The organism is Tateyamaria pelophila (assembly GCF_019966495.1).
In the GTDB taxonomy this organism is placed as follows: Bacteria; Pseudomonadota; Alphaproteobacteria; order Rhodobacterales; family Rhodobacteraceae; genus Tateyamaria; species Tateyamaria pelophila.
Genome location: NZ_JAIMIA010000003.1, coordinates 75,659 through 101,529, shown reverse-complemented (window position 1 = coordinate 101,529; position 25,871 = coordinate 75,659). Strand labels below are relative to the sequence as shown.

At 61.6% G+C, this 25,871-nt stretch carries 26 protein-coding genes; 16 read left to right on the top strand and 10 right to left on the bottom strand.

From position 1 onward, the window contains the following. Positions 1-37 precede the first annotated feature (37 nt). The 6 genes from lptF to rsmA are packed head-to-tail and all read left to right on the top strand — an operon-like array spanning position 38 to position 7,496. Complete coding sequence (lptF, locus tag LC354_RS02125) at positions 38-1,165, top strand: LPS export ABC transporter permease LptF (protein ID WP_223421178.1); 1,128 nt, start codon at positions 38-40, stop codon at positions 1,163-1,165. After that, positions 1,162-2,259: an LPS export ABC transporter permease LptG gene (lptG, locus tag LC354_RS02120; protein ID WP_223421177.1), complete on the top strand. Its 1,098-nt coding sequence runs from the start codon at positions 1,162-1,164 to the stop codon at positions 2,257-2,259. Before lptF ends, lptG begins: the two co-directional genes overlap by 4 nt. Continuing rightward, the gene (locus LC354_RS02115) at positions 2,252-4,420 is read left to right on the top strand and encodes an LPS-assembly protein LptD (RefSeq protein WP_223421176.1); all 2,169 of its coding nucleotides are present in this window, start codon (positions 2,252-2,254) and stop codon (positions 4,418-4,420) included. Before lptG ends, LC354_RS02115 begins: the two co-directional genes overlap by 8 nt. Then, entirely contained in the window at positions 4,417-5,658 is a 1,242-nt protein-coding gene (locus tag LC354_RS02110; RefSeq protein ID WP_223421175.1) for a peptidylprolyl isomerase, read from the top strand. The genes LC354_RS02115 and LC354_RS02110 overlap by 4 nt, the downstream gene beginning before the upstream one ends. Further along, positions 5,658-6,620: a 4-hydroxythreonine-4-phosphate dehydrogenase PdxA gene (pdxA, locus tag LC354_RS02105; protein ID WP_223421174.1), complete on the top strand. Its 963-nt coding sequence runs from the start codon at positions 5,658-5,660 to the stop codon at positions 6,618-6,620. Before LC354_RS02110 ends, pdxA begins: the two co-directional genes overlap by 1 nt. Before the next feature lie 33 nt (positions 6,621-6,653). Continuing rightward, positions 6,654-7,496, top strand: a complete 843-nt coding sequence (gene rsmA, locus LC354_RS02100) for a 16S rRNA (adenine(1518)-N(6)/adenine(1519)-N(6))-dimethyltransferase RsmA (RefSeq protein WP_223421173.1) — start codon at positions 6,654-6,656, stop codon at positions 7,494-7,496. A 6-nt stretch (positions 7,497-7,502) separates the two neighbouring features. On the opposite strand, the gene LC354_RS02095 is transcribed toward rsmA, so the two are convergent. The 7 genes from LC354_RS02095 to LC354_RS02065 all read right to left on the bottom strand — a co-directional run bounded on the left by LC354_RS02095 (position 7,503) and on the right by LC354_RS02065 (position 13,984). Further along, entirely contained in the window at positions 7,503-8,111 is a 609-nt protein-coding gene (locus LC354_RS02095; protein WP_223421172.1) for a DUF4167 domain-containing protein, read from the bottom strand. Positions 8,112-8,312: 201 nt separating this feature from the next. Continuing rightward, the gene (prmC, locus tag LC354_RS02090) at positions 8,313-9,128 is read right to left on the bottom strand and encodes a peptide chain release factor N(5)-glutamine methyltransferase (RefSeq protein ID WP_223421212.1); all 816 of its coding nucleotides are present in this window, start codon (positions 9,126-9,128) and stop codon (positions 8,313-8,315) included. Between the two features lie 14 nt (positions 9,129-9,142). Beyond that, positions 9,143-10,192, bottom strand: a complete 1,050-nt coding sequence (prfA, locus tag LC354_RS02085; protein ID WP_223421211.1) for a peptide chain release factor 1 — start codon at positions 10,190-10,192, stop codon at positions 9,143-9,145. A gap of 194 nt (positions 10,193-10,386) precedes the next feature. Then, entirely contained in the window at positions 10,387-10,791 is a 405-nt protein-coding gene (locus LC354_RS02080) for a DUF1499 domain-containing protein (RefSeq protein ID WP_223421171.1), read from the bottom strand. 56 nt (positions 10,792-10,847) lie between these two features. Continuing rightward, positions 10,848-11,792, bottom strand: coding sequence for an agmatinase (gene speB / locus LC354_RS02075; RefSeq protein WP_223421170.1), 945 nt, complete (start codon positions 11,790-11,792; stop codon positions 10,848-10,850). After that, positions 11,785-12,753, bottom strand: coding sequence for an agmatinase (speB, locus tag LC354_RS02070; RefSeq protein WP_223421169.1), 969 nt, complete (start codon positions 12,751-12,753; stop codon positions 11,785-11,787). Before speB (LC354_RS02070) ends, speB (LC354_RS02075) begins: the two co-directional genes overlap by 8 nt. 67 nt (positions 12,754-12,820) lie before the next feature. Next, entirely contained in the window at positions 12,821-13,984 is a 1,164-nt protein-coding gene (locus LC354_RS02065) for a M20 aminoacylase family protein (protein WP_223421168.1), read from the bottom strand. 30 nt (positions 13,985-14,014) lie between these two features. Here LC354_RS02065 and mazG point away from each other — a divergent pair, with 30 nt between their 5' ends. Next, positions 14,015-14,881: a nucleoside triphosphate pyrophosphohydrolase gene (mazG, locus tag LC354_RS02060; protein ID WP_223421167.1), complete on the top strand. Its 867-nt coding sequence runs from the start codon at positions 14,015-14,017 to the stop codon at positions 14,879-14,881. Here the strand turns inward: mazG and LC354_RS02055 are convergent. Continuing rightward, positions 14,868-15,734, bottom strand: a complete 867-nt coding sequence (locus tag LC354_RS02055) for a hypothetical protein (RefSeq protein ID WP_223421166.1) — start codon at positions 15,732-15,734, stop codon at positions 14,868-14,870. The genes mazG and LC354_RS02055 overlap by 14 nt on opposite strands. A 124-nt stretch (positions 15,735-15,858) precedes the next feature. Between LC354_RS02055 and LC354_RS02050 the strand changes: the two genes are divergently transcribed. The 4 genes from LC354_RS02050 to LC354_RS02035 all read left to right on the top strand — a co-directional run bounded on the left by LC354_RS02050 (position 15,859) and on the right by LC354_RS02035 (position 19,231). Then, positions 15,859-16,800, top strand: a complete 942-nt coding sequence (locus tag LC354_RS02050) for a nucleoside hydrolase (RefSeq protein ID WP_223421165.1) — start codon at positions 15,859-15,861, stop codon at positions 16,798-16,800. After that, positions 16,797-17,306 (top strand): GrpB family protein, encoded by a 510-nt coding sequence (locus tag LC354_RS02045; protein WP_223421164.1) that lies wholly within the window; start codon positions 16,797-16,799, stop codon positions 17,304-17,306. Before LC354_RS02050 ends, LC354_RS02045 begins: the two co-directional genes overlap by 4 nt. Then, positions 17,303-17,752, top strand: a complete 450-nt coding sequence (locus LC354_RS02040) for a GNAT family N-acetyltransferase (RefSeq protein WP_223421163.1) — start codon at positions 17,303-17,305, stop codon at positions 17,750-17,752. Before LC354_RS02045 ends, LC354_RS02040 begins: the two co-directional genes overlap by 4 nt. Before the next feature lie 75 nt (positions 17,753-17,827). Beyond that, the gene (locus tag LC354_RS02035) at positions 17,828-19,231 is read left to right on the top strand and encodes a protein adenylyltransferase SelO (RefSeq protein ID WP_223421162.1); all 1,404 of its coding nucleotides are present in this window, start codon (positions 17,828-17,830) and stop codon (positions 19,229-19,231) included. Here LC354_RS02035 and LC354_RS02030 read toward each other — a convergent pair. After that, a complete protein-coding gene (locus LC354_RS02030; protein WP_223421161.1) occupies positions 19,228-20,103 on the bottom strand; it encodes a DMT family transporter in 876 nt (291 codons plus the stop codon). The two genes, LC354_RS02035 and LC354_RS02030, sit on opposite strands and share 4 nt — an antisense overlap. A gap of 119 nt (positions 20,104-20,222) precedes the next feature. Here LC354_RS02030 and LC354_RS02025 point away from each other — a divergent pair, with 119 nt between their 5' ends. Further along, positions 20,223-21,026: a DUF533 domain-containing protein gene (locus LC354_RS02025; RefSeq protein WP_223421160.1), complete on the top strand. Its 804-nt coding sequence runs from the start codon at positions 20,223-20,225 to the stop codon at positions 21,024-21,026. Between the two features lie 35 nt (positions 21,027-21,061). Here LC354_RS02025 and LC354_RS02020 read toward each other — a convergent pair whose 3' ends face one another. Further along, positions 21,062-22,351 (bottom strand): DEAD/DEAH box helicase, encoded by a 1,290-nt coding sequence (locus LC354_RS02020; protein WP_223421210.1) that lies wholly within the window; start codon positions 22,349-22,351, stop codon positions 21,062-21,064. Between the two features lie 75 nt (positions 22,352-22,426). Here LC354_RS02020 and LC354_RS02015 point away from each other — a divergent pair, with 75 nt between their 5' ends. The 4 genes from LC354_RS02015 (at position 22,427) to eno (ending at position 25,818) form a co-directional block, all read left to right on the top strand. Further along, a complete protein-coding gene (locus LC354_RS02015; RefSeq protein ID WP_223421159.1) occupies positions 22,427-22,846 on the top strand; it encodes a Fur family transcriptional regulator in 420 nt (139 codons plus the stop codon). Between the two features lie 41 nt (positions 22,847-22,887). Further along, the gene (locus LC354_RS02010) at positions 22,888-23,580 is read left to right on the top strand and encodes an NYN domain-containing protein (RefSeq protein ID WP_223421158.1); all 693 of its coding nucleotides are present in this window, start codon (positions 22,888-22,890) and stop codon (positions 23,578-23,580) included. Between the two features lie 9 nt (positions 23,581-23,589). Next, complete coding sequence (locus LC354_RS02005; protein ID WP_223421157.1) at positions 23,590-24,465, top strand: DMT family transporter; 876 nt, start codon at positions 23,590-23,592, stop codon at positions 24,463-24,465. Between the two features lie 69 nt (positions 24,466-24,534). Then, entirely contained in the window at positions 24,535-25,818 is a 1,284-nt protein-coding gene (eno, locus tag LC354_RS02000; RefSeq protein ID WP_223421156.1) for a phosphopyruvate hydratase, read from the top strand. Positions 25,819-25,871 lie beyond the last annotated feature (53 nt).

The window sequence follows — 25,871 nt, the reverse complement described above, 5'->3', positions numbered from 1 at the left end:
CCCTTGCAACCGATCCAATCACGAGCCGGAGACCGCCTTGTCAAAGTTTGACCGCTATATGCTGTCGCAACTTCTTGTACTGTTTGGATTCTTTGCGCTCGTGCTCGTGATCGTCTTCTGGATCAACAAGGCAGTGCACCTGTTTGACCGGCTCATCGGAGACGGGCAGACAGCACTCGTTTTTCTCGAGTTCACCGCGCTCGGTCTGCCGCGGCTGATTACGGTGGTGCTGCCAATCGCTGCATTTTCAGCCGCGGTCTACGTCACAAACCGGCTGAATGACGAAAGCGAACTGACGGTGATGATGGCCACGGGCAATTCGCCATGGCGGCTAGTGCGGCCCGTGCTCCTCTTCGGACTGATCGCAGGCGCGATGATGTCCGTGCTCAGCAACTTTCTGGTCCCCCTTGCCGCGGCACAGCTCAGCGAGCGGGAAGTCGAGATTTCGCATAACATCACCGCGCGGCTGCTCACCGAAAGTACATTCCTGAGCCCGGCGACCGGCGTCACCTTCTATACCCGCTCCATCGGCACGGACGGCGTGCTGCGCGACGTCTTCCTTGCCGATCGGCGCGACGAGGCCAGACGCTTCATCTACACCGCCGAAGAAGCCTATCTGGTCCGCAACGGCGAAAACACATCGCTCATCATGGTCAACGGGTTGGCGCAGCTTTTGTCGGGGTCGGATCTGCGCCTGTCGACGGCCAGCTTTCGGGACTTTTCCTTTGACATCACCGCGCTCATGAAACCCGATTCCGTCACGGAACCGTCCATCCAATATCTGAGCAGCCCGCACCTGATGCGCAACTGGGCGCGGATCGCGAACGAAAACGGTACCACCACCGGGGCAGTCGCCGAAGAACTGCACAGCCGTATCGCGCGGGCGGTGTTTTGCGTGGTCACCGCCTTGATCGGCTTTGCGACGATACTGGTGGGCGGCCATTCACGGTTCGGGGTCTGGCGCGACATCTTCATTGCCTTCGTGCTGCTTCTTGCGCTGGACGGGATGCGCTCCAGCATCTCCGCCCCGGTGCTTGAGGATGCCAGAGCCTGGCCCATTCTTTATATCCCCTCAATCCTTGGCGGCCTGACGGTCCTCGCACTGTTGTGGACCGCAGCGAATCCAGGTGCGCTGCGCCGACGCTTGCGAGGCGGCGCGGCATGATCCTGCATTTCTATTTTGCACGACGCTTTGTCGCCAGCCTGCTGATCATCAGCGCGGTTCTGATGGCAATGGTCATGCTGGTCGACCTGATCGATCAAACGCGCCAATTTGCCGGTCAGGGCGTCTCTCTCGGGCAGCGTCTGGGACTGACGCTGTTGAATGCACCTACGACGCTGAGCCAGATCCTGCCGCTGATCATGATCCTGGGCACCGTTGCCTTGTTCGTGACCCTCGCGCGGACGTCGGAACTGGTGGTGATGCGTGCGGCCGGTCGGTCGGCGGCACGCGCCGTTCTGGCCCCGGTGACCATCGCCTTGCTGATCGGCGTGTTCGCGATCACGACACTGGGGCCGATCGTGGCCGCGACCTCGAAACGTTATCTGGCCCTGACCGAGCTCTATCGCTCGGATGGTGTGTCGACGCTGTCAGTATCCGAAAACGGGCTGTGGCTGCGGCAAGGCAGTGCGGAGGGACAGACGGTGATCCGTGCCGGGCGTTCCAACACCGACGCCTCGGTGCTCTATGACGTGATGTTCGTGGCCTACGGGCCGAGTGGCGGGCCGGTCAGACGGATCGAGGCCGCAAGCGCCACCTTGCAGAACGGCGAATGGTCGCTGCGCAACGCCAAGGTCTGGCCGCTGGGAACCGACGCCAACCCGGAGGTGAATGCCACAACGCATGATGTCCTCGCCGTGCCGTCCACACTCACGCTCGACCGGATCCGCGAAAGCCTCGGCAGCCCGACGGGAGTGTCGATCTGGGACATGCCCGCCTTCATCCGGCAACTCGAACAGGCGGGGTTTTCGGCCCGCCGCCATCACGTCTGGCTGCAATCCGAACTGGCGCAGCCTGTATTCCTCATGGGTATGGTTCTGGTTGCTGCGGCCTTCACGATGCGGCATATCAGATTTGGAGGGACCGGCACGGCGGTGCTGGCCGCAGTTTTGCTGGGGTTTGGCTTGTATTTCATTCGCAGCTTTGCGCAAATTCTGGGCGAGAACGGGCAGATCCCGGTGATGCTTGCGGCGTGGGCCCCTCCGGTGGCGTCGATCCTTCTGGCCATGGGATTGCTGTTGCAGGCGGAAGATGGCTAGCCGGATCAGGCGATGGGGCGCTGCCTCCCTGTTGGCTCTTCTGTTCAGCGCCACATGGATTTGGGCGCAAGACACAAGCGCGCCCGCCGTTCTGATCGCAGATGAAATCGAAGTCACCAGAGACCGGGTCCTGATCGCGCGCGGCAATGTCGAGGCCTTTCAGGACAATATCCGACTGACAGCGACCGAGGTCAGGTACGATCCCGAGACGAGCCAGTTGTCCATCGTTGGTCCGATCACCATCGAAGACGGCGAAGGCATCGTTGTCCTGGCCGATCAGGCAGAACTTAGCCGCGATCTGCAAGACGGATTGCTGACCGGCGCGCGGCTGGTGCTGGAGGACCAGTTGCAACTGGCATCGGTCCAGATGAACCGGGTCGGAGGACGCTACACGCAGCTTTACAAAACCGTCGTCACGTCCTGCCGCATCTGCGAAGAAGACCCCAATCCGCCCCTGTGGCAGATCCGTGCCAAACGGGTCATTCATGACAGCGAGACGCGACAGCTCTATTTCGACCAAGCGCAATTTCGGGTTCTGGGCGTGCCGATCTTCTATCTGCCAAGCCTGCGCCTGCCCGATCCGACGGTGGAACGCGCCAGCGGATTTCTGATCCCCTCGCTGGAACAGTCGTCCCTTCTGGGGTTCGGGATAAAGGTCCCGTATTTCATTACGCTGGGCGAACAACGCGATCTGACGCTGACCCCCTATATTTCGCCCAAGACCCGCACCCTCGAATTTCGCTACCGGCAGGCTTTTGAACGCGGCGATGTCGAGTTCGTCGGGGCGGTTTCGGACGATGACCTCAAGAGCGGTCCGCGAGGCTACCTGTTTGGCGCTGGTGCTTTTGATCTCAGAAATGACTTTGTTCTCGAATTCGATATCGAGCTGACATCTGACGATTCCTACCTCCTTGATTACGACTATTCCGACAAGGACGTACTCGACAGCGAACTGAGGCTGAGCCGGACCAGACGGGATGAATATTTCGGGCTGAGCTATATCAAGTTCAAATCCTTGCGCGAAGACGACGAAGACGGAAACGAATCTGAACCGACCGATGTCATCGATACGATCTATCAACGCAGATTGTTTCCAAGTGTGATCGGGGGCGAGCTGCGTCTGACGGCCCTGGGCCACACACATTTCCGGGGCTGGGACAATCCTTTTTCCACAAGTGAAAACGGCATGTCGGACGAGTTGGATCTGGTGAGAGTGACCGCGGACGCACAATGGCTGAAGACCTACCAGATGGGCGGCCTGCAAGTGCAAACCACGCTCGGGATGGCAGCAGACACCTTTTACATCGCAGAAGAAGACGAGCCGAATGAAACCACAGGGGGATTGGCGCCCAGGGCCGCCGTCACCCTGCGCTATCCGATGACGCGGACCCAAAACGGCGTTACACAGTTGATTGAACCGCTGGCACAGCTTGGATGGGTCGGCGGGAACAACCTCGATGTGCCCAACGAGGAAAGCACGCGGGTCGAATTCGACGAGGGCGACTTGCTGTCCCTGTCCCGTTTTCCCGCTCCGGACCGTCGCGAACGGGGATGGACGCTGGTTTACGGGGCGAAATGGTCGCGTTATGCCGCAGATGGATGGTCGGGGAACCTGACATTCGGGCAGGTGCTGCGCAGTGAGTCGCAACCGGATTTCACCAAATCCTCGGGGCTGGCCGGCACCAGATCCGATTTGCTTCTGGCCGGGCAATTCGAACTGAACAATGGGATATTCATCGGCGGACGTACAATCATCGACAGTGATTTCGACATCGCCAAAGCCGAACTGCGCGGCTTCTGGAGCAATGATCGCCTTGATCTCGGGGGCAGCTATGTCTGGGTGACCGAAGATCCCGCCGAAAACCTCCCGTCGCCGATCAGCGAGTTTATCCTGGACGGCGCCTACCAACTCGACCGCCACTGGAACGCGAGCTTTGGCTGGCGCTATGACCTCGAAGCGAACCGTGCAGCCAGGGCGGGCGGCGAATTGAGCTATTCCAACGAATGTGTGACCATCGCATTCTCCGTTTTCCGGCGGTTTACATCGTCAACAAGTGTTGAGCCCTCGACCAATCTGGGGTTATCAGTGTCCCTGCAAGGGTTCTCGGCGAACACCGGCGAGCAAACACAAGTGCGATCATGCGGAAAGCAGGCGAAATGAGCGGTAAAACCATTATGAAACTGGTCCAGTCAGTCGCGTTGCTGTGCCTCGCCCTGACCCCCGTCGCAGCGGTGGCGCAAAACCAGTTCAGGCAGATCGCGCTGGTGAATGGCGCCATCATCACCGAATTTGAACTGGAACAACGCGCCCGTTTCCTGACCCTTCTGGGCTCGCCGACGGGCACGCGCGCTGACGTGCTGGACGAGTTGATCAAGGAACGGTTGCGCATTCAGGCGACCACGCAGGCCGGTATCGAATTGTCCGACGAAGCCCTGCAAACGGGACTGACTGAATTCGCGGCCCGCGCGGAGCTTTCGGCCGAAGAATTCGTCGAACGGCTCGAGGCGGATGGTGTCGCGGGAGAGACATTCCGGGACTTTGTTACGACCTCGTTGCTCTGGCGGGACTATGTGCGCGCACGCTTCGGCAGTACGGTTCGGATCGGAAACGAAGATGTGGACCGTGCCGTCCAATCCATCGGCGACAACACCAGCATCGATGTACTCGTTTCCGAGATCATCATCCCCACCCCGCCCGACAGCGAGGGCGAAGTGCTGGCGCTGGCCCAGGAAATCATGTCCGTCCAATCGGAGGCGGAGTTTTCCGAATTTGCCCGCCAGTTCTCTGCCACTGCGTCGCGCGACAATGGGGGTCGTCTGGAGTGGGTGCCGATCACCGATTTGCCGCCCCAACTGCGGCCCATCCTGCTGGCGCTGGCACCCGGTGATGTGACGGCCCCGCTGCCCATCCCCGATGCGATCGCCCTGTTTCAGTTGCGCAGCATCCGCGAACGCGCCGCCCCTGCGGCGCGCTATTCCTCGATCGAATACGCAACCTATTTCATTGCCGGCGGGCGCAGTCCCGAAGCCCTGGCCCGCGCCCGCCAGGTCGAGGCGCAGATTGACCGCTGCGATGACCTCTATGGAATTGCAAAAGGCCAGCCCGAAAGCGTTCTGCAGCGCTACACACTGCCCCCGGCGGAGATCCCGCGCGACATTGCCATCGAGCTTGCCAAGCTTGACCGCAACGAGGTGTCGACCGCCCTGACCAGAGCCAACGGCTCCAATCTGATGTTCTTGATGCTGTGCGGACGCACGCCACTTCTGGCCGATGCGGAGAATGCAGAGATCGACCGCGAAGCCGTCGCCGTTCAACTGCGCAACGCCCGTTTGTCAGCGCTCGCCGATACGGCACTGGAAGAGCTTCAGTCCGACGCCGACATCGTCATTTTCGACTGATGCAAACGCCCGTCGCCATCACCTGTGGCGAACCGGCGGGAATCGGCCCCGAGGTTGCGGCCAAGGCCTGGGCCGCCCTGCGCGACAGCGTGCCGATGGTCTGGATCGGCGATCCGCGCCACCTGCCCACGGGCACACCCTTCGCCGAAGTGGCCAGTGCTCAAGAGGCCTGCACCGTCTGCACCTCCGCCCTGCCCGTCCTCGCCCATCCCTTCGCGCGCCCTGCCACACCGGGTGCCCCGGATCTCACGAACGCGCAGGGCGTGGTTGACGTGATTGCGCGTGGTGTCGACCTCGTGCAATCGGGTGCGGCCTCTGCGCTGTGCACCGCACCGCTCCACAAAAAAGTGCTGAAGGATGGCGCCGCGTTCGCCTATCCCGGCCACACCGAATACCTTGAGGCGCTGACGGGCGCGCCGCGCGCCGTCATGATGCTGGCCTCAGATACTTTGCGGGTTGTGCCGACCACCATCCATATCGCGCTGCAAGACGTCCCACAGGCGCTGACACCGGACTTGCTGCGTGAAACCATCGCCATCACGGCGCAGGGCCTGCGCACCCAGTTCCAGATCGCTGAACCGCGTCTTGTGGTGGCCGGGTTGAACCCGCACGCAGGCGAAGGGGGCGCGATGGGCCTTCAGGAGGTGGACTGGATCGCAGCCGTCGTTGCCGACATGGCCGCAGGGGGTCTGGATGTGACGGGCCCATGGCCAGCCGATACGTTGTTTCATGCGGCGGCCCGGACCCGGTACGACGCCGCCGTGTGCATGTATCACGATCAGGCGCTGATCCCGATCAAGACGCTGGATTTCGACAGGGGCGTGAATGTGACCCTGGGCCTGCCCATTGTCCGAACCTCGCCCGATCATGGCACAGCCTTTGACATTGCAGGCCGTGATATCGCCAACCCGACCAGCATGATCGAAGCCATCAGGCTGGCGGCACGTATGGCAGCGTCGTAACGCCGCCTGCGGGCGCAATTGGAGAACCCCAAGATGGCCACCATCGACAGCCTGCCCCCGCTGCGCGACGTGATTGCAACCCACGACCTCAAGGCCCGCAAATCCCTGGGTCAGAACTTCCTGCTCGACTTGAACCTGACAGCCAAGATCGCGCGCCAGGCCGGAGATCTGACGGATGTGGATGTGCTCGAAATTGGACCCGGACCGGGCGGGCTGACACGCGGATTGCTCTCCGAAGGCGCGCGCAAGGTGCTGGCCATCGAAAAGGATGCCCGCTGCCTGCCCGCGCTGGACGAGATCGCCGCAGCCTATCCGGGGCGTTTGCAAATTATCGAAGGAGACGCGCTCGACATTGATCCGCTCGAACACCTGCGCGCTCCGATCCGTGTGGCGGCAAACCTGCCCTATAACGTGGGCACGGAACTGCTGGTGCGGTGGCTGACGCCGCCGGACTGGCCGCCCTTCTGGCAATCGTTGACGCTGATGTTTCAGCGTGAGGTGGCTGAACGGATCGTGGCGGTGCCGGGGTCCAAAGCCTACGGGCGGCTTGCATTGCTGGCGCAGTGGCGCGCCGATGCCAACATCGTGCTGTCCCTGACGCCCGAAGCCTTCACACCACCGCCGAAAGTATCGAGTGCAGTGGTCCACCTGACGGCCCTGCCCGCACCCCGGTTTGAGGCGGATGCGCTGGTGCTGAACCGCGTGGTCGCCGCCGCATTCAATCAACGGCGCAAAATGCTCCGCTCGGCGCTCAAGGGGTTCGCGCCGGACATCGAAGACCGGTTGCACGCCGCGGGCATCAAGCCCACAGAACGTGCCGAACAGGTGTCTCTGGAAGGGTTTTGTGCATTGGCCCGCGCCGTGGCGGCGGGCTAGCCCACGTTACTCGGCCGCTTCCGGGGCAGAGCCGTTCTTTTCCGGAGGAGCGCCCGCTGGTGCCTCGTCGCTTTTTGGCGCATCCGTTTTGGGTTTGCGCGTGCGGGGGCGCGGTTTTGGCTTGGGTTTGGGCTTGCTTTCGGGTGTTTCGACCAACCCCGTATCGCTTTCGGTGTCGACAACGTCCGGCTGCTCGGCTGTTGAAGGGTCAGATTCGGACTGCGTTTTTTGCTCTTGCTCATCCCGCGTCGCGCGTTCGCGATCCCGCTCGGCCTGGCGCTCACGGTTGATGCGCTCCTGTTCGGCCTGACGTTCGCGGTTCTGGCGGTCCTGCTCTTCGCGGCGGGCATCTATCTCGCGCTGCGCTTCGCTCAACAAACGCAGATAATGTTCGGCGTGTTGCTGGAAGTTCTCCGTCGCAACCCGATCGCCGGACACTTGGGCATCACGCGCCAATTGATTGTACTTGTCGATGATTTGCGCAGGCGTACCGCGCACCTTGCCTTCGGGGCCGGAACTATCGAACACCCGGTTGATGACATTGCCGCCGCTGTTGTTGTTATTGCTGCGGTTACGATTGTTCTTTGACCGGGACCGTGATCTCGAAGATTTCATGAATTCTGTTCAGCTCTCTGGCAGTTTTTTGCTGATCGCCGCGTGGTGCGTTTGATGCACCATCAACACGTCTCGGCGATATATCGGGCGAAGAGGCCATGGAAGGCCCTCAGGCCTCACACATTGCGTCTTTCCTTGAATAAGCATGGGTTTGCTCTCAGAACAAGTGCAAAGTCGGAATTTTTGGATTTTTTGAACACGCTACGCTGGATTTCGCGCAACAATGACACGATCCCGCCGGTCGAGGTCCTGTAATACGGTGACGCTGCTCCACCCTTCGCGCGTGAATATCTCGTGGACGTCAGCGCCCTGATCGCGGCCAATCTCGCAGATCACACGACCGTTCGAGGTCAGATAACTGCCAGCCTGCGCCGCAATGATCCGGTAGCACGACAACCCGTCCCCTTCATCCGTCAGCGCCATGCGCGGTTCGTGTTCGCGCACCTCAGGGGCGACTTCGTCCATCTCAAAAGCCGCAAGATAAGGTGGATTGGACACGATCAGATCAAACCGCCCGTCCACGTCGTCGAACCAGTCGGTGTTCAGAATCCTCGCGCGATCCCCGACATGGTGCAGCACGGCGTTGGCACTGGCCTGCAGACAGGCATCTTCGCTCAAATCGGTACCTATGCCCGTCGTCTCTGGCCGTTCCGCCAGCAACGTCACAAGGATACAGCCGGACCCGGTGCCCAAATCCAGCACGTGTCTGAAATCCTCCGCCAATGCTGCCTCAATGAGGGTTTCGGTTTCCGGCCTTGGATCAAGGACTTCCGAGCTGACCTTGAAGCTACGGCCATAGAATTCCCGCTCTCCGACCAGATGACTGACAGGCACGCGGACGGCCCGCAGCGCGATCAGATGCTCGTAGCGATCCTGAATTTCAGGCGCAATGTCTTCGGGCGCGATCAACGTCACACGCGCCGCGTCCACCTGCGCCGCATGGGCCAGCAAGATCCGGGCATCGCGTGCCGGTTCCGGCACCCCCGCCGCCCGTAACCGCGCGGCCGCCGCGGCCATGGCTTCGGCGGCCGTCACGTTCCCATCTCCGCCATCTGGCGGGCCTGCGCGTCCGCCGTCAGTGCATCGATCACGTCATTCAGGTCCCCCTGCATGATCTGATCGAGCTTGTAGAGCGTCAGGTTGATCCGGTGATCCGTCATGCGTCCCTGCGGGAAATTATAGGTCCGAATACGCTCCGACCGGTCCCCCGATCCCACCTGCATGGCCCGATCCGCCGAGCGTTCGCTGTCCACCCGGTTCCGCTCCAGATCATAAAGCCGGGCGCGCAGGACCTGCATGGCTATCTCGCGGTTCCGGTGTTGGGATTTTTCGGAACTGGTGACCATGAGCCCGGTGGGCAAATGGGTGATCCGCACGGCCGAATCGGTTGTGTTGACATGTTGCCCTCCGGATCCGGAGGCGCGCATCGTGTCGATGCGGATGTCACCGGGGTTGATCTCGATATCGACCTCCTGCGCTTCCGGCAAAACCGCGACCGTCGCTGCCGAGGTGTGGATACGCCCGCCGCTCTCTGTCGTCGGCACCCGCTGCACCCGGTGCACGCCCGATTCGTATTTCAGCCGCGCAAAAACGTTCTCACCTTTGATATGGGCCACCATCTCCTTGAGACCCCCAAGTTCGGTAATCTGCTCCTCGACAATCTCGACGGTCCAGCCCTGCGCCTCGGCATAGCGTTGATACATCCGAAAGAGATCGCCGGCAAAAAGGGTGGCCTCATCCCCGCCCGTACCGGGCCTTATTTCCAACATCGCCGGGCGCGCATCCGCAGCATCCTTGGGCAAAAGCGCCAATTGCAACGCCGCTTCGGCGCCGGGCAAGGCAGCCTTCAGGCGCGGCAATTCCTCGCGCGCAAGCTCCGCCATGTCGGGATCGTCCAACATCTGCTCGGCCTCGGCCATGTCGGTCACGATCTGCTGATAGGCGTTTATCTGGTCCACGACGGGCCGAAGATCGGAATATTCCTTGGCCAGTCGCGCAATATCATCGGAGCCAGCAGACATCGCCGCTTCAAGATACTGAAAGCGTTGCGTGATCTGGATGAGGCGGTCTTCGGGGATCATGACGCGGGTTTGATCCAAGGCGCGGCATTGGTCAAGAGAAAGGCGTTGTCGACGCTTTGCAGATAGTCCGTGTCATTTGGGTCTCTCCCCTAATCGGGCACACCCATTTTGATCGACGTCATCCGCGCAATCGATCGGACTTTACCCGCAGTCATGGCCAACACGTGCAGAAGTCAGGCGTTTTCGTAAGCCTGTCACCCGGACTGGGCCGCACCAAGCAACTGCTCAAGCCGCGCAGCATTGACACCCATGTCCGATTGTCCAAAACGCAGGCGGGCATACATCTTCAGCGTTCCATTGTCATATTCAATGGTCGTGAAATCCGGAAAACCGATCCATTTGGACCGGGTGCGAAATGTGATACGGCCTTCAGCCACTGACCCGGCAACAACCTCCGTCCGCGGCAGAGATGTTGCGGCCTGGGCCACCCGCTCAAAACTCTGTTCATCCGCCGCGATCACGCGGACCGCACCATCTGCAAGGTCCGCGCTCTGGGCCGCCTCGATCGGTTGGTGCCACCGCGCCACATCCGTCGGCGCCAGGCGGACGTACAACATGCCCGCCATAAGCAAAAAAACAATGATACCAGCGAGATACATGATGATCCTCATCTTCGGCCTTTCTGTCTGGCAGAATGCTGCGGCACAATGCCTGATCAACGATATGTAACGCCAGGCAAGATACACAACAGTTCATAGAGAATATTCGCCGCCGTCAGCGCGGTATTGCCGGACGTATCATAGGGCGGCGAGACCTCGACCAGATCACAGCCAACGACGTTCAACCCCTTGAAACTCCGGATCAGCTGCATCGCCTGCGGTGTCGTCAGGCCGCCGATTTCGGGCGTGCCCGTACCGGGCGCGAATGCCGGATCAAGGCTGTCGATGTCATAACTGATATAGACGGGCAGATCGCCGATATCGCGCCGGATTTCCGCACCAAGCGTGCTCAGGTCGCGCCCCCAAAGATCCGGCGCCAGAAACTGCTGAAACCCCCAGCCTTGCGCCTCGGTAAAATCTTCCGCCGAATAGCCGGTGCCGCGCAAACCGATCTGGTACGTCTTTGACGCGGTGATCAACCCTTCTTCGTGGGCCCTCCGAAACACCGTGCCGTGGGTCTCTTTCTCGCCGAACATCTCGTCATTCACGTCCGCATGGGCATCCACATGCACCAAAGCCACCGGCCCGTGGCGTTTCGCGATTCCCCGCAAGATCGGCAAGGTGATGGAATGATCCCCGCCGATCGCCACCGGGATCACATCGTAGTTCAGGACCGCTTCATAGCTTTCTTCGATGATGCGCAGACTGTCCGTCAAGGAAAACGTGTTGATCGCCAGATCGCCAATGTCCGCCACCTGAAGGCTGTCGAATGGGGCAGCCCCGGTTTGCAGATTATAGGGCCGGATCATCGCGGATTCGCTGCGCACCTGTTTGGGGCCAAACCGCGTGCCCGATCGCCACGAGGTGCCGATATCCATCGGAACACCCAGGATCGCCACATCCAAGCCCTTGAGGTCATTTGCAAAAGGCAGTCGCATGAACGTGTTCGGCCCGGAAAAACGCGCCAGATCGTTGCCGCTGATCGGTTGATTTCTAACCACCGGTCCGCATCCTCCACCCCAATAAACAGCAAATCTCGGTCGCCACATGCGCCCCTGCAATGGCGGTGGCCCCGGTGGTGTCAAAGGGCGGGCTGACCTCGACGATGTCCCCACCGCGAATGTTGATACCCGCCAGACCCCGCAGCAGCGCGGCCGCCTGCGCCGAGGTCAGCCCGCCCCAGACCGGTGTTCCGGTGCCGGGGGCAAAGGCCGGATCCAGCCCGTCGATGTCAAAACTCAGGTAGCATGGCCTGTCGCCCACGATCTCACGCGTCCGCGCGGCAACCGCCTCCGCCCCGATCCGGTGCACTTCCGCCGCATCGATGATATTGACGCCCAGCGTGTCTTCATTGGTGGTGCGAATGCCGATCTGCACCGAGGTTGCCGGGTCCACGATCCCCGACTTCACCGCCTTGTAGAACATGGTGCCATGATCGACGCGCCCCATGTCATCGTCGGGCCAGGTGTCCGTATGCGCATCCACCTGGATCAACGACACCGGGCCGTAGATTTCGGCATAGGCCTTGAGAATGGGAAACGAAATATAGTGATCGCCACCCAGAACGACGCTGGCCGCTCCCGCCGCCAGAATGCCGCGAACATGCGCCGTCACCGTATCGGGAAAGGCCGGAATATCGGCATAGTCAAACGCCATATCGCCATAATCCACGATCACCCGTTCACGCATCACATCAAAGGGCCAGCCATAAGGCGCGTCGGGCGCCTGCAGGGCCGACGCCTCGCGGATCGCGCGCGGCCCCAACCGCGTGCCGGGGCGGTTCGTCACCGCCTGATCGAACGGTATGCCCGTCACGGCAATATCCACGCCGCCCAGGTCCTTGCTATAGCGCCGCCGCAGAAACGACGTGGCCCCCGCAAAGGTCAGCTCAAAGGACGGCCCCCTCAGGTCTTCGCGCGTGAACGCATGATCAATCTGGCTTTTGGCATCTTCAAGGGCCATGACGCAGTCTTCTTCTCTGTTCAAAAAAATCCCGGGGTGAGGCCCAACGGGCCGAGGGGCAGAGCCCCTATCGCAACGGTTGCGCCGTTTCCACCAACCGGGCAAAAAACGAGGCCCCGATTGGCGCGATCTCATCGTTGAAGTTGTATTTGGGATGATGCACGCCCGCGCCATCCCCCTGACCCAGCATCAGATAAGCCCCCGGCCGCGCCTCCAGCATATAGGCAAAATCCTCGGCCCCCATCACCGGCGTCATCGCGTCCTCGATACCGTCCGCGCCCGCCACATCCGCCGCAACGCGCGCCGCAAAGGCGGACTTGTCCACATCGTTGACCGTCGGCGGATAGCCAAACTCGAACTCCAGTGTCGCGGTGCACCCGTAGGCCGCCGCCTGGCCCGCCACGACCTCTTCCATCCGACGCACAACCATGGCCTGTACCTCTTTGTCGAAAGTCCGCACCGTGCCGTTGATATAAGCGGTTTCGGGGATCACGTTATCGGTGGTGCCAGTGTGGATTTGTGTGACCGAGACAACCAGCGACGCGTTGGTGTTGTGATTGCGGCTGACAATGGTTTGCAGTGCTGTGACGATGCCGCAGGCCGCGACAACGGGATCGACGCAATCATAGGGCCGCGCGCCATGCCCGCCCTTGCCGGTGATGTTGATGGTGAACGTATCGCACGCGGCCATAATCGGACCTGTGGTAGTATGGAACTTGCCAAAATCCTTCCCCGGAGCGTTGTGGATCGCATAGACTTGGCCGATGTCGAACGTGTCGAGAATGCCTTCGCGCACCATCACCTCGGCGCCGCCGCCGTCCTCTTCGGCCGGTTGAAAGATCAGTGCGACCCGGCCCGCGAAGTTGCGGGTCTCGGTCAGATACTGCGCCGCCCCCAACAACATCGCGGTGTGCCCGTCATGGCCGCAGGCATGCATTTTCCCCGGATGAGTCGAGGCATAGGCCACCCCTGTTTCTTCGCTGATCGGCAGCGCGTCGAAATCCGCGCGCAGTCCAATCGTTGGCCCGTCACCCTGCCCTTCGATAATCGCCACGATCCCGGTCTGGGCAATCCCGTCATGAATGGCATCCACACCGATCTCTTCCAACCGGTCGTGGATAAAGGCGGACGTCTTGGGACAGTCAAAGGACAGCTCGGGAATGGTATGCAGATGCTGCCGCCATTCCGCCATCTTTGGGCCGAGGTCTCCGATACGGTTGATGATCGCCATGGCTGGACTCCTGTGCACGGGATGCGTCAGATGGCACCAAACCCCAAACGTGACGAGGCTGCAATGGGCGTCCCGCAAAACCCTGACCTGATTTACGATGAAAGCGCAGGGATCGAGCGTCTGCTTGAAATCATGCGCCGCTTGCGCGATCCCGAAACCGGCTGTCCGTGGGACATCGAACAGACCTTTGACACCATTGCGCCCTACACGATCGAAGAGGCCTATGAGGTCGCAGATGCAATCGAGCGCTGCGACTGGCCCGAGCTTGAAGGCGAATTGGGCGATCTGTTGCTGCAATCGGTCTATCACACCGCCATCGGAGAAGAGGCCGGGCATTTCACCTTTCAATCCGTCGTCACCAACATTTCGAACAAGATGGTGGCCCGGCACCCACATGTATTCGGCGACGAATCCCGCGATAAGTCCGCCGAACAGCAAACCCGCGACTGGGAGGCAATCAAGGCAGCAGAACGCGCGGGCAAGGAACAATCCGGCACGCTGGACGGCGTGGCCAAGAACCTGCCCGCGCTGTTGCGGGCGCTAAAGTTGCAAAAGCGCGCCGCGCGCGTGGGGTTTGACTGGCCCCACACCGATCACGTTCTGGCCAAGATCACCGAAGAAGCCGCAGAGCTTGTCGAGGCCCGCGACACCCTGAGCCATGACGACATGGTCGACGAAATGGGCGATCTGCTCTTCGTGGTGGCCAACCTCGCCCGCCATCTCGATATCGACCCCGAAGAGGCGCTGCGGCGGACCAATGCGAAATTCACCCGCCGGTTCGGCGCGGTCGAGGCCGCCTTGGTGGATCGGGGCACATGCGCGCAGGACAGCACGCTCGAAGAAATGGATGCGTTGTGGGATGCCGCGAAACGGGCCGAAAAATCTAGCCGAACGTGATCCCGTCCATGGTGGCCAGCCTGTCGAGGTCACGGGCATAACGGGCGGCCCACACCTGCGTTTCGGCCTCCGAAAAGGCCGCAAAACCGAGGTTGCCCGTGTCGTCGGCGTGGCGGGCCACGATGTCCTGCCACGCGGCCCGGCTCAACGTTTCACCCGCCCGGTAGCGCCGTTGCAATGCGATCAACGCGGCATCCGTCGCACTCAGGTTCATCATCTGTCCCGGCTCAACCAGATCGTCCGCCAGTCCCGGCACCAACCGGGTCAACAGTGCCGCACTCGTGCCGCGTTGCGCATAAGGAATGACCGTGATCCGCTCCGGCTTGAGGATATCACGCATCGACTGGGCCACGGCGGGCCAGCCCCGGTTCATGGACATGTACTTTGGCCGCAGGCTGTCGAAATCCGGCACGCGGTTGTCCTCGGCCCGCTTGCGATAGCCCGAGACAAACAACGCGTCATAGGGGCGCACCACCAGCAAAACATGGGCAATCGGGCCATCCCACGCCGCGCGCAGCACTTGCAAGCGCGCTTCGGCGGCAGGATAGAACCGGCTTTGCATGAAATGCATCATCCGACCCGGAATATTCTCTTCGGACAGGATCAGGGGCCTGCCGCCCGAATGCATCGCCAGCGTCTTGCGTGCCTTCACGATGGCCTGTTGCGGCACGCCGTCCTTGGGTCTGGGCAAGCGCAACGCCAAACGGCCCGACGGAATGTCATCCCGACCCGGATAGGCCAGCGCATAGTCGGCCTGATCCAATACCGCGCGGTTGTCGTGCAAACACATCTGAAACGAGGATGTGCCAGTGCGATGCGCGCCTGCGTGAACGTATAAGGGGACCTCAGTCATAACCGCCCTTATGCCACCGCCGCTTCGGCGCGCAAGGTTTTGCGCATCGGTCGCGGGCGGTTCTGGACAAGGGGTGCCAAAGCGGCCACGGTGCCCGGAATTTCACACCCCTCAAGAGGTTCTCATGGCACCCCGCAAGATCATTATCGACACCGACCCCGGCCAGGACGATGCCGTCGCCATCCTGTTGGCGCTGGCCAGCCCGGACGAGATCGACGTGCTGGGCATCACCGCGGTCGCGGGCAACGTGCCACTGGACCTGACCGCAAAAAATGCGCTTATGATCTGTGAGTTGGCAGGCAAGGTCGATGTGCCTGTCTACGCAGGCTGCGACCGCCCGTTGGGCCGCCCGCTGGTTACGGCCGAACATGTGCACGGCAAGACCGGGCTGGACGGCCCATCACTGCCCGACCCACACATGCAACTCGCGCCCGGCCACGGGGTCGATTTCATCATCGACACGTTGCGCACGCAGCCCTCCGGAACGGTCACCCTGTGCCCGCTCGGTCCATTGACCAACATTGCAAACGCATTTCGCAAAGCCCCCGAGATCATCGAACGGGTGCAGCAGATCGTGCTGATGGGCGGGGCTTATTTCGAAGTGGGCAATATCACGCCGACGGCTGAATTCAACATCTACGTCGATCCGGAGGCTGCTGATATCGTGTTCAAATCCGGCGCGGATATTGTCGTCATGCCGCTCGACGTGACGCACAAGGCCCTTGTCACCGCGCCACGCAACGAGGCATTCCGCGCCTTGGGCACGCCCACCGGAATTGCGGTCGCCCAGATGACCGATTTCTTCGAGCGGTTCGACAAGGAGAAATACGGCTCGTCCGGCGCGCCACTGCACGATCCCTGCGTCACCGCCTATCTGATCAAGCCTGACCTTTTCACCGGCCGCCACATCAACGTCGAGATCGAGACGCAATCTGACCTGACCATGGGCATGACCGTCGCCGATTGGTGGGGGGTGACGGATCGGCCCCAAAACGCGCTGTTCATCGGCGATCTGGACGCCGACGGCTTTTTCACCCTCCTGACCGAGCGTCTGGCCCGCCTGTGACCGGTCTGGCGGCGCCCGACCCCGGCTGGCTCGCACAGGCGGCGGCCGAGGCCGACAGGTGGCGGGCCACTGTCAGCGGGTTGGTCACCGTGCACCACATCGGTTCCACCGCAGTGCCCGGCCTGCCCGCCAAACCGATCCTCGATCTCATGCCCGTCTTCGCGGATACCGCCAGCGCAGACGCCGCCCGACCATCCGTCGAGGCACTCGGCTATGACTGGATGGGGCCCTACGGTCTTGAGGGACGCCGGTATTGCCGCCGTTCCGATCCACACAACGGCGTACGTCTGTTTCATGCGCACGCTTATGTTCAGGGGCACGCGGATATTCGCCGCCACCTCGCCTTTCGGGACGCATTGCTTGCCAATGGGGCGTTGCGCGCCGCCTATACCTCTGTCAAAGCGGCCTGCGCGGTCCGACACCCGGACCTCGGAGCAGATTACGGCGCGTGCAAATCCGGCTGGATCAACAAGGCCGAAGCCCGCGCATTGGAGATATATGAATGAGCGCAGTATTGACCCTCGCCACCACGGACCACATCGACAGGCTGATGCCGCTGGTAGCCGCCTTTCACAGCGAAGAAGGGCTGGGCCTGAGCGATGAAGCGCGCGAGAACGCAGTGCGCCCGCTGCTCGAAGGGATACCCCACGGTGCGGCCTACCTGATCGGCCCGCCGCGCGCGCCCATCGGCTATATTGTCGTGACCTTTGGCTGGTCCATCGAATTTGGCGGCATGGATGGGTTTATCGACGAGCTTTACGTGCGCCCCGGCGTGCGCGGGCGTGGCGTGGCCGGGGAAGTGCTGATCTCGCTGCCGCGCGCGCTGGCCGGAGCAGGCCTCAAGGCGCTGCATCTAGAGGTCGGCCCCGAGAATACCGGTGCCACGCGGCTTTACAAGCGCGCAGGGTTCCGGCTGCGCGACGGCTATCACCTTATGACGCGGATGTTCTGAAGTCTTCCTTGCGATCCGGCAAATGTCTGACGTGCATGGGTGGTTTCTGACCGACCTCTAAACTATATCCAGAGCATGACTATTCACATCCCCTTCGACAACAGCTATGCTGCCCTGCCCGACGCGTTCTACACGCGGCAGGCACCCACCCCGGTCAAAACGCCATCCATGATCGCATGGAATGGCGCGTTGGCCGCCGAGCTTGGCATCACCGGCGAAAGCGCCGAAGTATTTGCCGGTAATGCAGTGCCGGAGGGCGCCGATCCTTTGGCGCAGCTTTATGCGGGTCATCAATTTGGCAGCTACAACCCACAATTGGGCGACGGGCGGGCCATTCTGCTGGGCGAGGTCATCGACACGACCGGGCAGCGCCGCGATATCCAGCTCAAGGGCTCCGGCCCGACGCCCTATTCGCGCATGGGCGACGGGCGCGCTTGGCTGGGGCCGGTGCTGCGCGAATATGTGGTCAGCGAGGCGATGCATGCGCTTGGCATCCCGACCACCCGCGCGCTGGCCGCCGTGGGCACCGGGCAGCCGGTCTACCGTGAACAGGGCGGATTGCCGGGGGCCGTGCTGACGCGTGTGGCGTCCAGTCATTTGCGCGTCGGCACGTTTCAGATCTTTGCGCACCGGGGCGAGATCGACGCCCTGCGCACCCTCACCGACTACGCCATTGCCCGCCATTATCCTGACGCGGATGGGCCGATGGGGCTTTTGTCCGCCGTCTGCGCCGCCCAATCCGAACTGGTCGCGGCCTGGATGTCGGTCGGATTTATTCACGGTGTGATGAACACCGACAATTGCACCATCTCGGGCGAGACCATCGATTATGGTCCCTGCGCCTTCATGGATGCCTATGATGAGGCCCGCGTGTTTTCATCGATCGACCAGACCGGGCGCTATGCCTACGGCAACCAGCCCCGCATCGCCGTATGGAACATGGCGCAACTGGCGACGTCCCTGATCCAGCTCTATGACGACAAGGAGGCCGCCGTCGAAGAGGCCACCGCAATCGTGCACGCGATGCCCGCGCAATTGCAGGCGGCGTGGCTGCGCCGGTTCGGAGCGAAAATCGGGCTGTCCGACGCGGTGCCCGAGGATCAGTTTCTCATCGAAGAGCTGTTGACGCTGATGCAAACGGACGGTGCGGATTTCACCAACAGCTTTGCCACCCTCGGCACCGACACGGCCCGCGACCAGTTCACGGACCGGGCCGCCTTTGATGCATGGGATCAGAAATGGCGGGGACGGGTCGGCCCGAATGCGGCGTCCATCATGGTTCGCGCCAATCCTCAGATTATCCCGCGCAATCATCGGATCGAGGCCATGATCGAGGCCGCAGTGGCAGGCGACATGGTGCCGTTTGAACGTTTGATGCAAGCGCTTGCGGCGCCATTCGATGTCCCCGCCGCCTTTGAAGACCTGCGCCGCCCACCGACCAAGGCGGAGATTGTGCCCGCAACCTTTTGCGGGACCTAACGCCGGTTGATCAGATAAAGGCCGGACGCCACCAGCGCCAAAGCCAGCCAGATCGTCAACGCGATCTGCTCGCCCAGAAGAAGCCATCCCAACAGGACGGAAAAGACCGGCGACAGAAAGCTGAACGAGGCGACAGATGAGGCGGGATAGATCTTGATCAGCCAGAACCACGCCAGGAACCCAAAGCTGGCAACGGCAAAGATCTGGTAAATCAGCCCGGCAACATGAATGACCTGCAAATCTCGGATCAGCGGGCCGTAAAACAGCGACAATCCGATCAGCAGCGGTGCAGAGATCATCAACTGCCACAGCAACTGCTGCTCGGCCGGTACTTTGCTCAGCGGCGTGACACGCACCAACAAAGCGATTCCCGCCCAGCAAAAAGCTGCGAGCAGCGACAATGCATCGCCCCAAAAACTGGCCTGACCGCTCTGACGATCGGCAAGCGCCAGAAAAACGCCCGCCATTGCAAGCGCCAACCCGATCAGGCGCGGGCCAGACAACCGCTCGCCCGGCAAAGCGAAATGAGCGGCCAGCGCAAGCCACACAGGCATCGAATAGAAAATGATCGAAGACCGTGACACGGTGGTCAGATCGAGGGCGGTGAACAAAAGGGCAAATTCACTGGCAAAAAGCAGGCCCGCAATCACCCCGGACACCATGCTCGCACGCGGCAACCTGACCGAAATGCCCCGCGCCCACATCCACAGCAGCAGGACGATGCCGCCCCCGATCGACCTCAAACCGGCCAGAAAAATCGGTTCGAACCCGCCATTGGAGACTTTTACAACCACCTGATTGAGCCCAAAATTCATCGCGACGGCAACAAGGGCAACAGCCCCGATCAGGTCAATATGGGTTTTGCGTTCCATAGCAGCCACTTGCGAGGTGTCGGACTGCATTGTCAATCACCACCCGCGTTTCTGCATCTTGATCGTCCGGTTTCATGCAATCCTGAAACCAGACGATTCTACGAAGAAGGAAGTGAACCATGAGCTTGATGAAGACATTGGCCAAAGTGGCCATCGGCGTGGCAGTGGCCAAGGGTGCCAGCGCCGTCATGAACAATCGCAAGGGCGGAACGGCAAGTGAAGGCAGCCTGGGCGGATTGCTCGGGGGGCTGGCCGGATCGCTGCAAGGCTCCGGCGCTTCGGCTGCGGGATTGCAGGATGCGCTTGGCGGACTGATGGGCGGCAAGGGTGGTCTTGGGGGCTTGGGCGGGTTGCTCGATAGTCTGGGCGGACCCGGTGGGGCGGCGCCCGGCGGATTGCAGGATATGCTGGGCGGATTGGCCGGGTCATCAGGGCTTGGCGGACTCTTGGGCGGTCTGGGGGCTGCGACGGCGCAACGCCCCGCAGAGAACGGGGCCGATTTCGGACAGGTCCTGAATTCCGCCTTTGATCAGACCCCAGAACCAGAGATCGAACCCACCCCGGATCAGGAGGCCGCAGCCGCCTTGATGCTGCGCGCGATGATACAAGCGGCCAAGTCCGATGGCACGCTGGACGATGCCGAACAAAAACACCTCGTGGATCAGCTGGGCGGTAACGTCGACACCGAAGAAGCCGCCTTTGTGCGCACCGAAATGAGCAAACCCGTCGACGTGGACGCACTGGTGGCGCAGGTACCGCCGGGCATGGGGCCGCAGGTCTATGCCGTGTCACTGCTCGGGATTGACCTCGATAGCCAATCTGAGGCGCAGTACTTGCACAGCCTGGCCAAGGGTCTTGGTCTGGAAGCCAAACAGGTCAATGACATTCATGCCCAACTGGGCGTGCCGTCGCTCTACGTCTAAGTACGGATCCTGTGTGCTGTCGAGCGACGAACGGGTCAGCCAGTTGTGGCTGGCCCCCTTGGCTTGGGTTTGCGCCGCCGGTTGTTCGACGGTTTGGCCCCGCCCGGAGCCCCACCCGGCCCGCCACCGGGGCGTCCACCGCCCGGTTTTCCGCGCCCCCGGCCCCGACCGCCCGCTGGCTTTGCCTTGGGGTCCGGTACCTCTTCCCATGCACGGCCCGAGGCTACGGGAATGCGGATTTTCATGATCTTCTGAATGTCCTTGAGATGCGCAATTTCGTCCGGGGCGCAAAAAGCAATGGCGGCCCCTTCCTTGCCGGCTCGCGCGGTCCGTCCGATCCGGTGCACATAGGCCTCGGGCACGTTGGGCAACTCGTAGTTATAGACGTGTTTGACGTCGGGAATATCGAGCCCGCGCGCCGCTACGTCGGTGGCCACCAGCACCAGCACTTCGCGCGCCTTGAACGCGGCCAGAGCACGATCGCGCTGACCCTGCCGTTTGTTGCCGTGGATCGCGACCACCTTGTATCCCGCACGATCCAGCGCCTTGGTCAGCTTGTCCGCCCCGTGTTTTGTCCGGGTAAAGACCAGCGCACGTTCCTCGCGGTGCTTGGCAATCAACTCGATCAGAAGCGCCGTCTTTTCCGCCTTGGCGATAAAATGCACCTCTTGCGTGACCTTGTCCGCGGCCTTGCCCGGCGGCGACACCTCGATCCGCAGCGGTTCATGCAAGTAGCTGGCCGCAATCTCGGCCATCTGTTTTGGCATCGTGGCCGAAAACAGCATGGTCTGGCGATCGTCGCCCATCATCTTGGCGATCTTGCGCAGGTCATGCACAAAGCCCAGATCGAGCATCTGGTCCGCCTCGTCCAGCACCAGGAAATTCGTCTGGTCCAGCCGCACGGCCCGACGATCCACAAGATCCAGCAAGCGACCGGGCGTGGCCACCAGAATATCGACGCCCTTGGACAGACGCTGGATTTGCGGGTTGATCGAAACGCCGCCCACAACAATCTGCACCTTCATCTCCGTCATCGCGCGCAGCACTGTCGCGATCTGGCCCGCAAGTTCGCGGGTCGGGGCGAGGATCAAGCCGCGCGCCGTCTTGGGGGCCGCGCGTCCGCCCTCTTCCATCAGGCGCGCAATCAGCGGGATACCAAAGGCGGCCGTCTTGCCGGTGCCGGTCTGCGCAAGGCCCATCACGTCGCGCCCGTTCAGCGCGTGCGGAATGGCTTGCGCCTGAATCGGGGTTGGATCCGTCAGACCCATTTCTGCGATGCGCTTGGTCAGCGCCTCAGGCAGGTTCATCATGTCAAAATCGCTCATGGTTTCCAGTGCACCCATCATGGCATGGCGTCAACCGCAATTGCCGCGCGCGCAAACCTTCGCTAAACCGAGAACATGACTGACAAGCGACACACAATCACAGACCGGTGCGAGGCCAATGACCTGCGTATGACCCACCCGCGTCGGGTTATTGCACAGGTCCTCGAAGACTCCGCAGACCATCCGGATGTCGAAGAGCTGTACAACCGGGCCAGCGCTGTGGATCCGCGCATTTCGATTGCCACCGTGTACCGCACCGTCAAGCTGTTCGAAGAGGCGGGTATTCTGGACAAGCTGGAGTTCGGCGACGGGCGCGCACGCTATGAGGATGCCGAGCGAGAACACCACGATCACCTGATCGACCTGAATTCAGGCGAGGTGATCGAGTTCGTGGATGAAGAGATCGAAGCCTTGCAGGACAAGATCGCCGAAAAGCTTGGCTATGAGTTGCGCGGGCACCGGCTGGAGCTTTACGGCGTGCCGCGCAAACGCTAATGGCCCGAAACTCTATGCATATGGAATCAAAGGAGCCCCCCGTGGCCGAACGTGACCGCCCCCTGCTCGCCGTCCTGATCGATGCAGACAACGTCCCCGCCAAATTCGCCGATGCGATCCTGCGCGAGGTCACTGCCATCGGAGAGCCCGCCTTGCGCCGGGTGTACGGCGACTGGACATCGGGCAGGCTCAAGGCCTGGTCGGACCGCATCCTGCAACTCGGGCTCGTGGCGCATCAGGACACCTCGAACACGACCGGCAAGAATGCCAGCGATATCGGCCTTGTGATCGACGCGATGGACATCCTGCATGGGCGGCGCTTTGACGGCTTTGTCATCGTCTCCTCCGACAGCGACTTCACGGCACTGGCCAACCGCATGCGAGAGGACGGGTTGACCGTCATCGGCATCGGCGAGGCCAAGGCCCCCGAAGCGCTGCGCAACGTCTGCAACCGCTTCATCCTGATCGAAAACCTGGTGAATGATGCAAGCGGGCCGCAATCGCTCGCGGCCGCCAAATCCGCCCTGCCCCTGATCAAATCCGCGATAGACAAGATTGATCAGGAGGATGAATGGTACGCGCTGGGACAGATCGGTCAGGCCATCCAGAACGCCCATCCCGACTTTGACACCCGGACCTACGGGCACACCAAACTGTCGGCACTGGTCAATGCGCTCAAGGGGGTCGAGACGCGCAAACAGGGCAACCAGCTGATGATGCGGCTGACCGGCTAAGTGCAGAACTTGGATAACTTGCGCGGCGCGGCAATCATGGTCATCGCCATGCTGGGCTTTGCCATTGAGGACGCGCTGATCAAGCTGCTGGCCGGGGCGTTGCCCGTGGGGCAGATCATCGGCATGTTTGGGCTGGGCGGTGGTATCGTGTTCGCGCTGATCTGCCGCGCGCAGAGGCAATCGCTGTGGACGCGGGCGTTTCTGGCCCCTGCCGTGCTTGCCCGAAATTCCGCGGAACTGATCGGCACGGTGGGCTTTGTCACCGCCCTGTCGCTGATCCCGCTCTCAACCGCCGCCGCGATCCTGCAAGCCGGGCCTTTGCTTGTGACCTTGGGCGCGGCCCTGTTTCTGGGCGAACCTGTCGGCTGGCGGCGTTGGGCTGCGATCGCCGTGGGCTTTGCCGGAGTGCTGATGATCATCCGGCCCGGCACAGGTGATTTCAACTGGCTGTCGCTTTATGCGGTGGTCGGCGTGCTCGGCATGGCGTTGCGCGATCTGGCGACACGGCGGGTCAGGGCTTCGGTCAGTTCCTTGCAATTGAGCATGCTGGCCTTCTTCTCGCTGATGCCCGCCGCCGCCATCCTCATGGCCGTCAGCGGCGATGCTCTGATCGCTCCGACGCTGCACCAGTGGGGCTTGCTCGGCGCCGGTGTTCTGTTTGGTGCGATCAGCTATTTTGCGATCACCGTGGCGATGCGCATCGGTGAAATCAGCTTTGTCACGCCGTTCCGCTACAGCCGGATGGTTTTTGCGCTGCTGATCGGCGTGGTCTTCTTTTCTGAAAGCCCTGATGCAATGACGTTGATCGGTGCCACCATCATTATCGCGTCGGGTCTGTTCACGCTTTGGCGCGAACAGCGTGTGAAAAAGGCCGCATTGGCCTAAAGCCTCTTTAGTTAGCGCCCCCGGCGCGTTAAACGCTGCGTAACTTTTCTCAGCAGAAGGCCTTTTCCCATGAGCACCATCATCGACATCCACGCCCGCGAAATCCTGGACAGCCGGGGCAACCCGACCGTCGAAGTCGACGTCACGCTCGAAGACGGCACGATGGGGCGGGCCGCCGTGCCATCGGGCGCCTCTACCGGCGCATACGAAGCGGTGGAAAAGCGCGACGGCGATAAATCCCGCTATATGGGCAAAGGTGTGCTCGAAGCGGTGATGTCCGTGAACGGTGAGATCGCAGAAGCGCTCGTCGGCATCGACGCCACCGAACAGGTCGAACTGGACCAGGCCATGATCGAACTGGACGGCACCGACAACAAGAGCCGTCTGGGCGCAAATGCGATTCTGGGAGTGTCAATGGCCGCTGCCAAGGCCGCCGCCGATTGGACGCAACAACCGCTTTACCGCTATATCGGCGGCACCTCGGCCCGGATGCTGCCCGTTCCAATGATGAACATCATCAACGGCGGCGAACATGCCGACAACCCGATCGACATCCAGGAATTCATGATCATGCCTGTCGCGGCAGACAACATCCGCGAGGCCGTGCGCATGGGCTCCGAAGTATTTCACACGCTGAAAAAAGAGCTTTCGGCGGCGGGCCTGTCCACCGGGATCGGCGATGAGGGCGGCTTTGCACCCAACATCAGCTCCACCCGCGACGCGCTTGATTTCATTCTGAAATCCATCGAGAAAGCGGGCTACACACCCGGCGATGATATTTACCTCGCGATGGATTGCGCCGCCACCGAATATTACAAGGACGGCCACTACGTCATGGCGGGCGAAGACAAGACGATGACTTCGGACGAAAATGTCGCTTACCTCTCGGCGCTTGTGGCCGACTATCCGATCATCTCGATCGAAGACGGCATGTCCGAAGATGACTGGGACGGATGGAAGACCCTGACCGAGGTGCTGGGCGACAAGGTGCAACTGGTGGGCGACGATCTCTTTGTCACCAACCCTGTGCGTCTGGCCCAGGGCATCACGCAGGGCTGCGCCAACTCAATGCTGGTAAAAGTCAATCAAATCGGGACGTTGACAGAGACCCTTCAAGCGGTCGATATGGCGCACCGCGCCCGCTACACCAACGTGATGAGCCACCGCTCCGGCGAAACCGAAGACGCGACGATCGCCGATCTTGCCGTCGCCACGAATTGCGGACAGATCAAGACCGGCTCGCTGGCTCGCTCTGACCGGCTGGCCAAATACAACCAGTTGATCCGCATCGAAGAGATGCTGGGCGCAACAGCCGAATTCGCAGGCCGCAGCATCCTGAAAACTGCCCTCTGAACGAAACCGCACTGGTGGCGCGCGTCCGCGCCACCGGCCCCCTGTGCAGGTCA

Excerpts from the sequence above, each read along its gene's own strand:
- eno (WP_223421156.1), top strand. The coding sequence starts at position 24,535 with ATGAGCACCATCATCGACATCCACGCCCGCGAAATCCTGGACAGCCGG.
- prmC (WP_223421212.1), bottom strand. The coding sequence starts at position 9,128 with ATGGCCGCGGCGGCCGCGCGGTTACGGGCGGCGGGGGTGCCGGAACCG.
- mazG (WP_223421167.1), top strand. The coding sequence starts at position 14,015 with ATGGCACCAAACCCCAAACGTGACGAGGCTGCAATGGGCGTCCCGCAA.
- LC354_RS02015 (WP_223421159.1), top strand. The coding sequence starts at position 22,427 with ATGACTGACAAGCGACACACAATCACAGACCGGTGCGAGGCCAATGAC.
- LC354_RS02050 (WP_223421165.1), top strand. The coding sequence starts at position 15,859 with ATGGCACCCCGCAAGATCATTATCGACACCGACCCCGGCCAGGACGAT.
- LC354_RS02080 (WP_223421171.1), bottom strand. The coding sequence starts at position 10,791 with ATGTATCTCGCTGGTATCATTGTTTTTTTGCTTATGGCGGGCATGTTG.
- LC354_RS02065 (WP_223421168.1), bottom strand. The coding sequence starts at position 13,984 with ATGGCGATCATCAACCGTATCGGAGACCTCGGCCCAAAGATGGCGGAA.
- prfA (WP_223421211.1), bottom strand. The coding sequence starts at position 10,192 with ATGATCCCCGAAGACCGCCTCATCCAGATCACGCAACGCTTTCAGTAT.
- speB (WP_223421169.1), bottom strand. The coding sequence starts at position 12,753 with ATGGCCCTTGAAGATGCCAAAAGCCAGATTGATCATGCGTTCACGCGC.
- LC354_RS02030 (WP_223421161.1), bottom strand. The coding sequence starts at position 20,103 with ATGGAACGCAAAACCCATATTGACCTGATCGGGGCTGTTGCCCTTGTT.
- lptG (WP_223421177.1), top strand. The coding sequence starts at position 1,162 with ATGATCCTGCATTTCTATTTTGCACGACGCTTTGTCGCCAGCCTGCTG.
- LC354_RS02110 (WP_223421175.1), top strand. The coding sequence starts at position 4,417 with ATGAGCGGTAAAACCATTATGAAACTGGTCCAGTCAGTCGCGTTGCTG.
- LC354_RS02035 (WP_223421162.1), top strand. The coding sequence starts at position 17,828 with ATGACTATTCACATCCCCTTCGACAACAGCTATGCTGCCCTGCCCGAC.
- LC354_RS02115 (WP_223421176.1), top strand. The coding sequence starts at position 2,252 with ATGGCTAGCCGGATCAGGCGATGGGGCGCTGCCTCCCTGTTGGCTCTT.
- pdxA (WP_223421174.1), top strand. The coding sequence starts at position 5,658 with ATGCAAACGCCCGTCGCCATCACCTGTGGCGAACCGGCGGGAATCGGC.
- LC354_RS02040 (WP_223421163.1), top strand. The coding sequence starts at position 17,303 with ATGAGCGCAGTATTGACCCTCGCCACCACGGACCACATCGACAGGCTG.
- rsmA (WP_223421173.1), top strand. The coding sequence starts at position 6,654 with ATGGCCACCATCGACAGCCTGCCCCCGCTGCGCGACGTGATTGCAACC.
- LC354_RS02020 (WP_223421210.1), bottom strand. The coding sequence starts at position 22,351 with ATGAGCGATTTTGACATGATGAACCTGCCTGAGGCGCTGACCAAGCGC.
- LC354_RS02025 (WP_223421160.1), top strand. The coding sequence starts at position 20,223 with ATGAGCTTGATGAAGACATTGGCCAAAGTGGCCATCGGCGTGGCAGTG.
- LC354_RS02095 (WP_223421172.1), bottom strand. The coding sequence starts at position 8,111 with ATGAAATCTTCGAGATCACGGTCCCGGTCAAAGAACAATCGTAACCGC.
- LC354_RS02055 (WP_223421166.1), bottom strand. The coding sequence starts at position 15,734 with ATGACTGAGGTCCCCTTATACGTTCACGCAGGCGCGCATCGCACTGGC.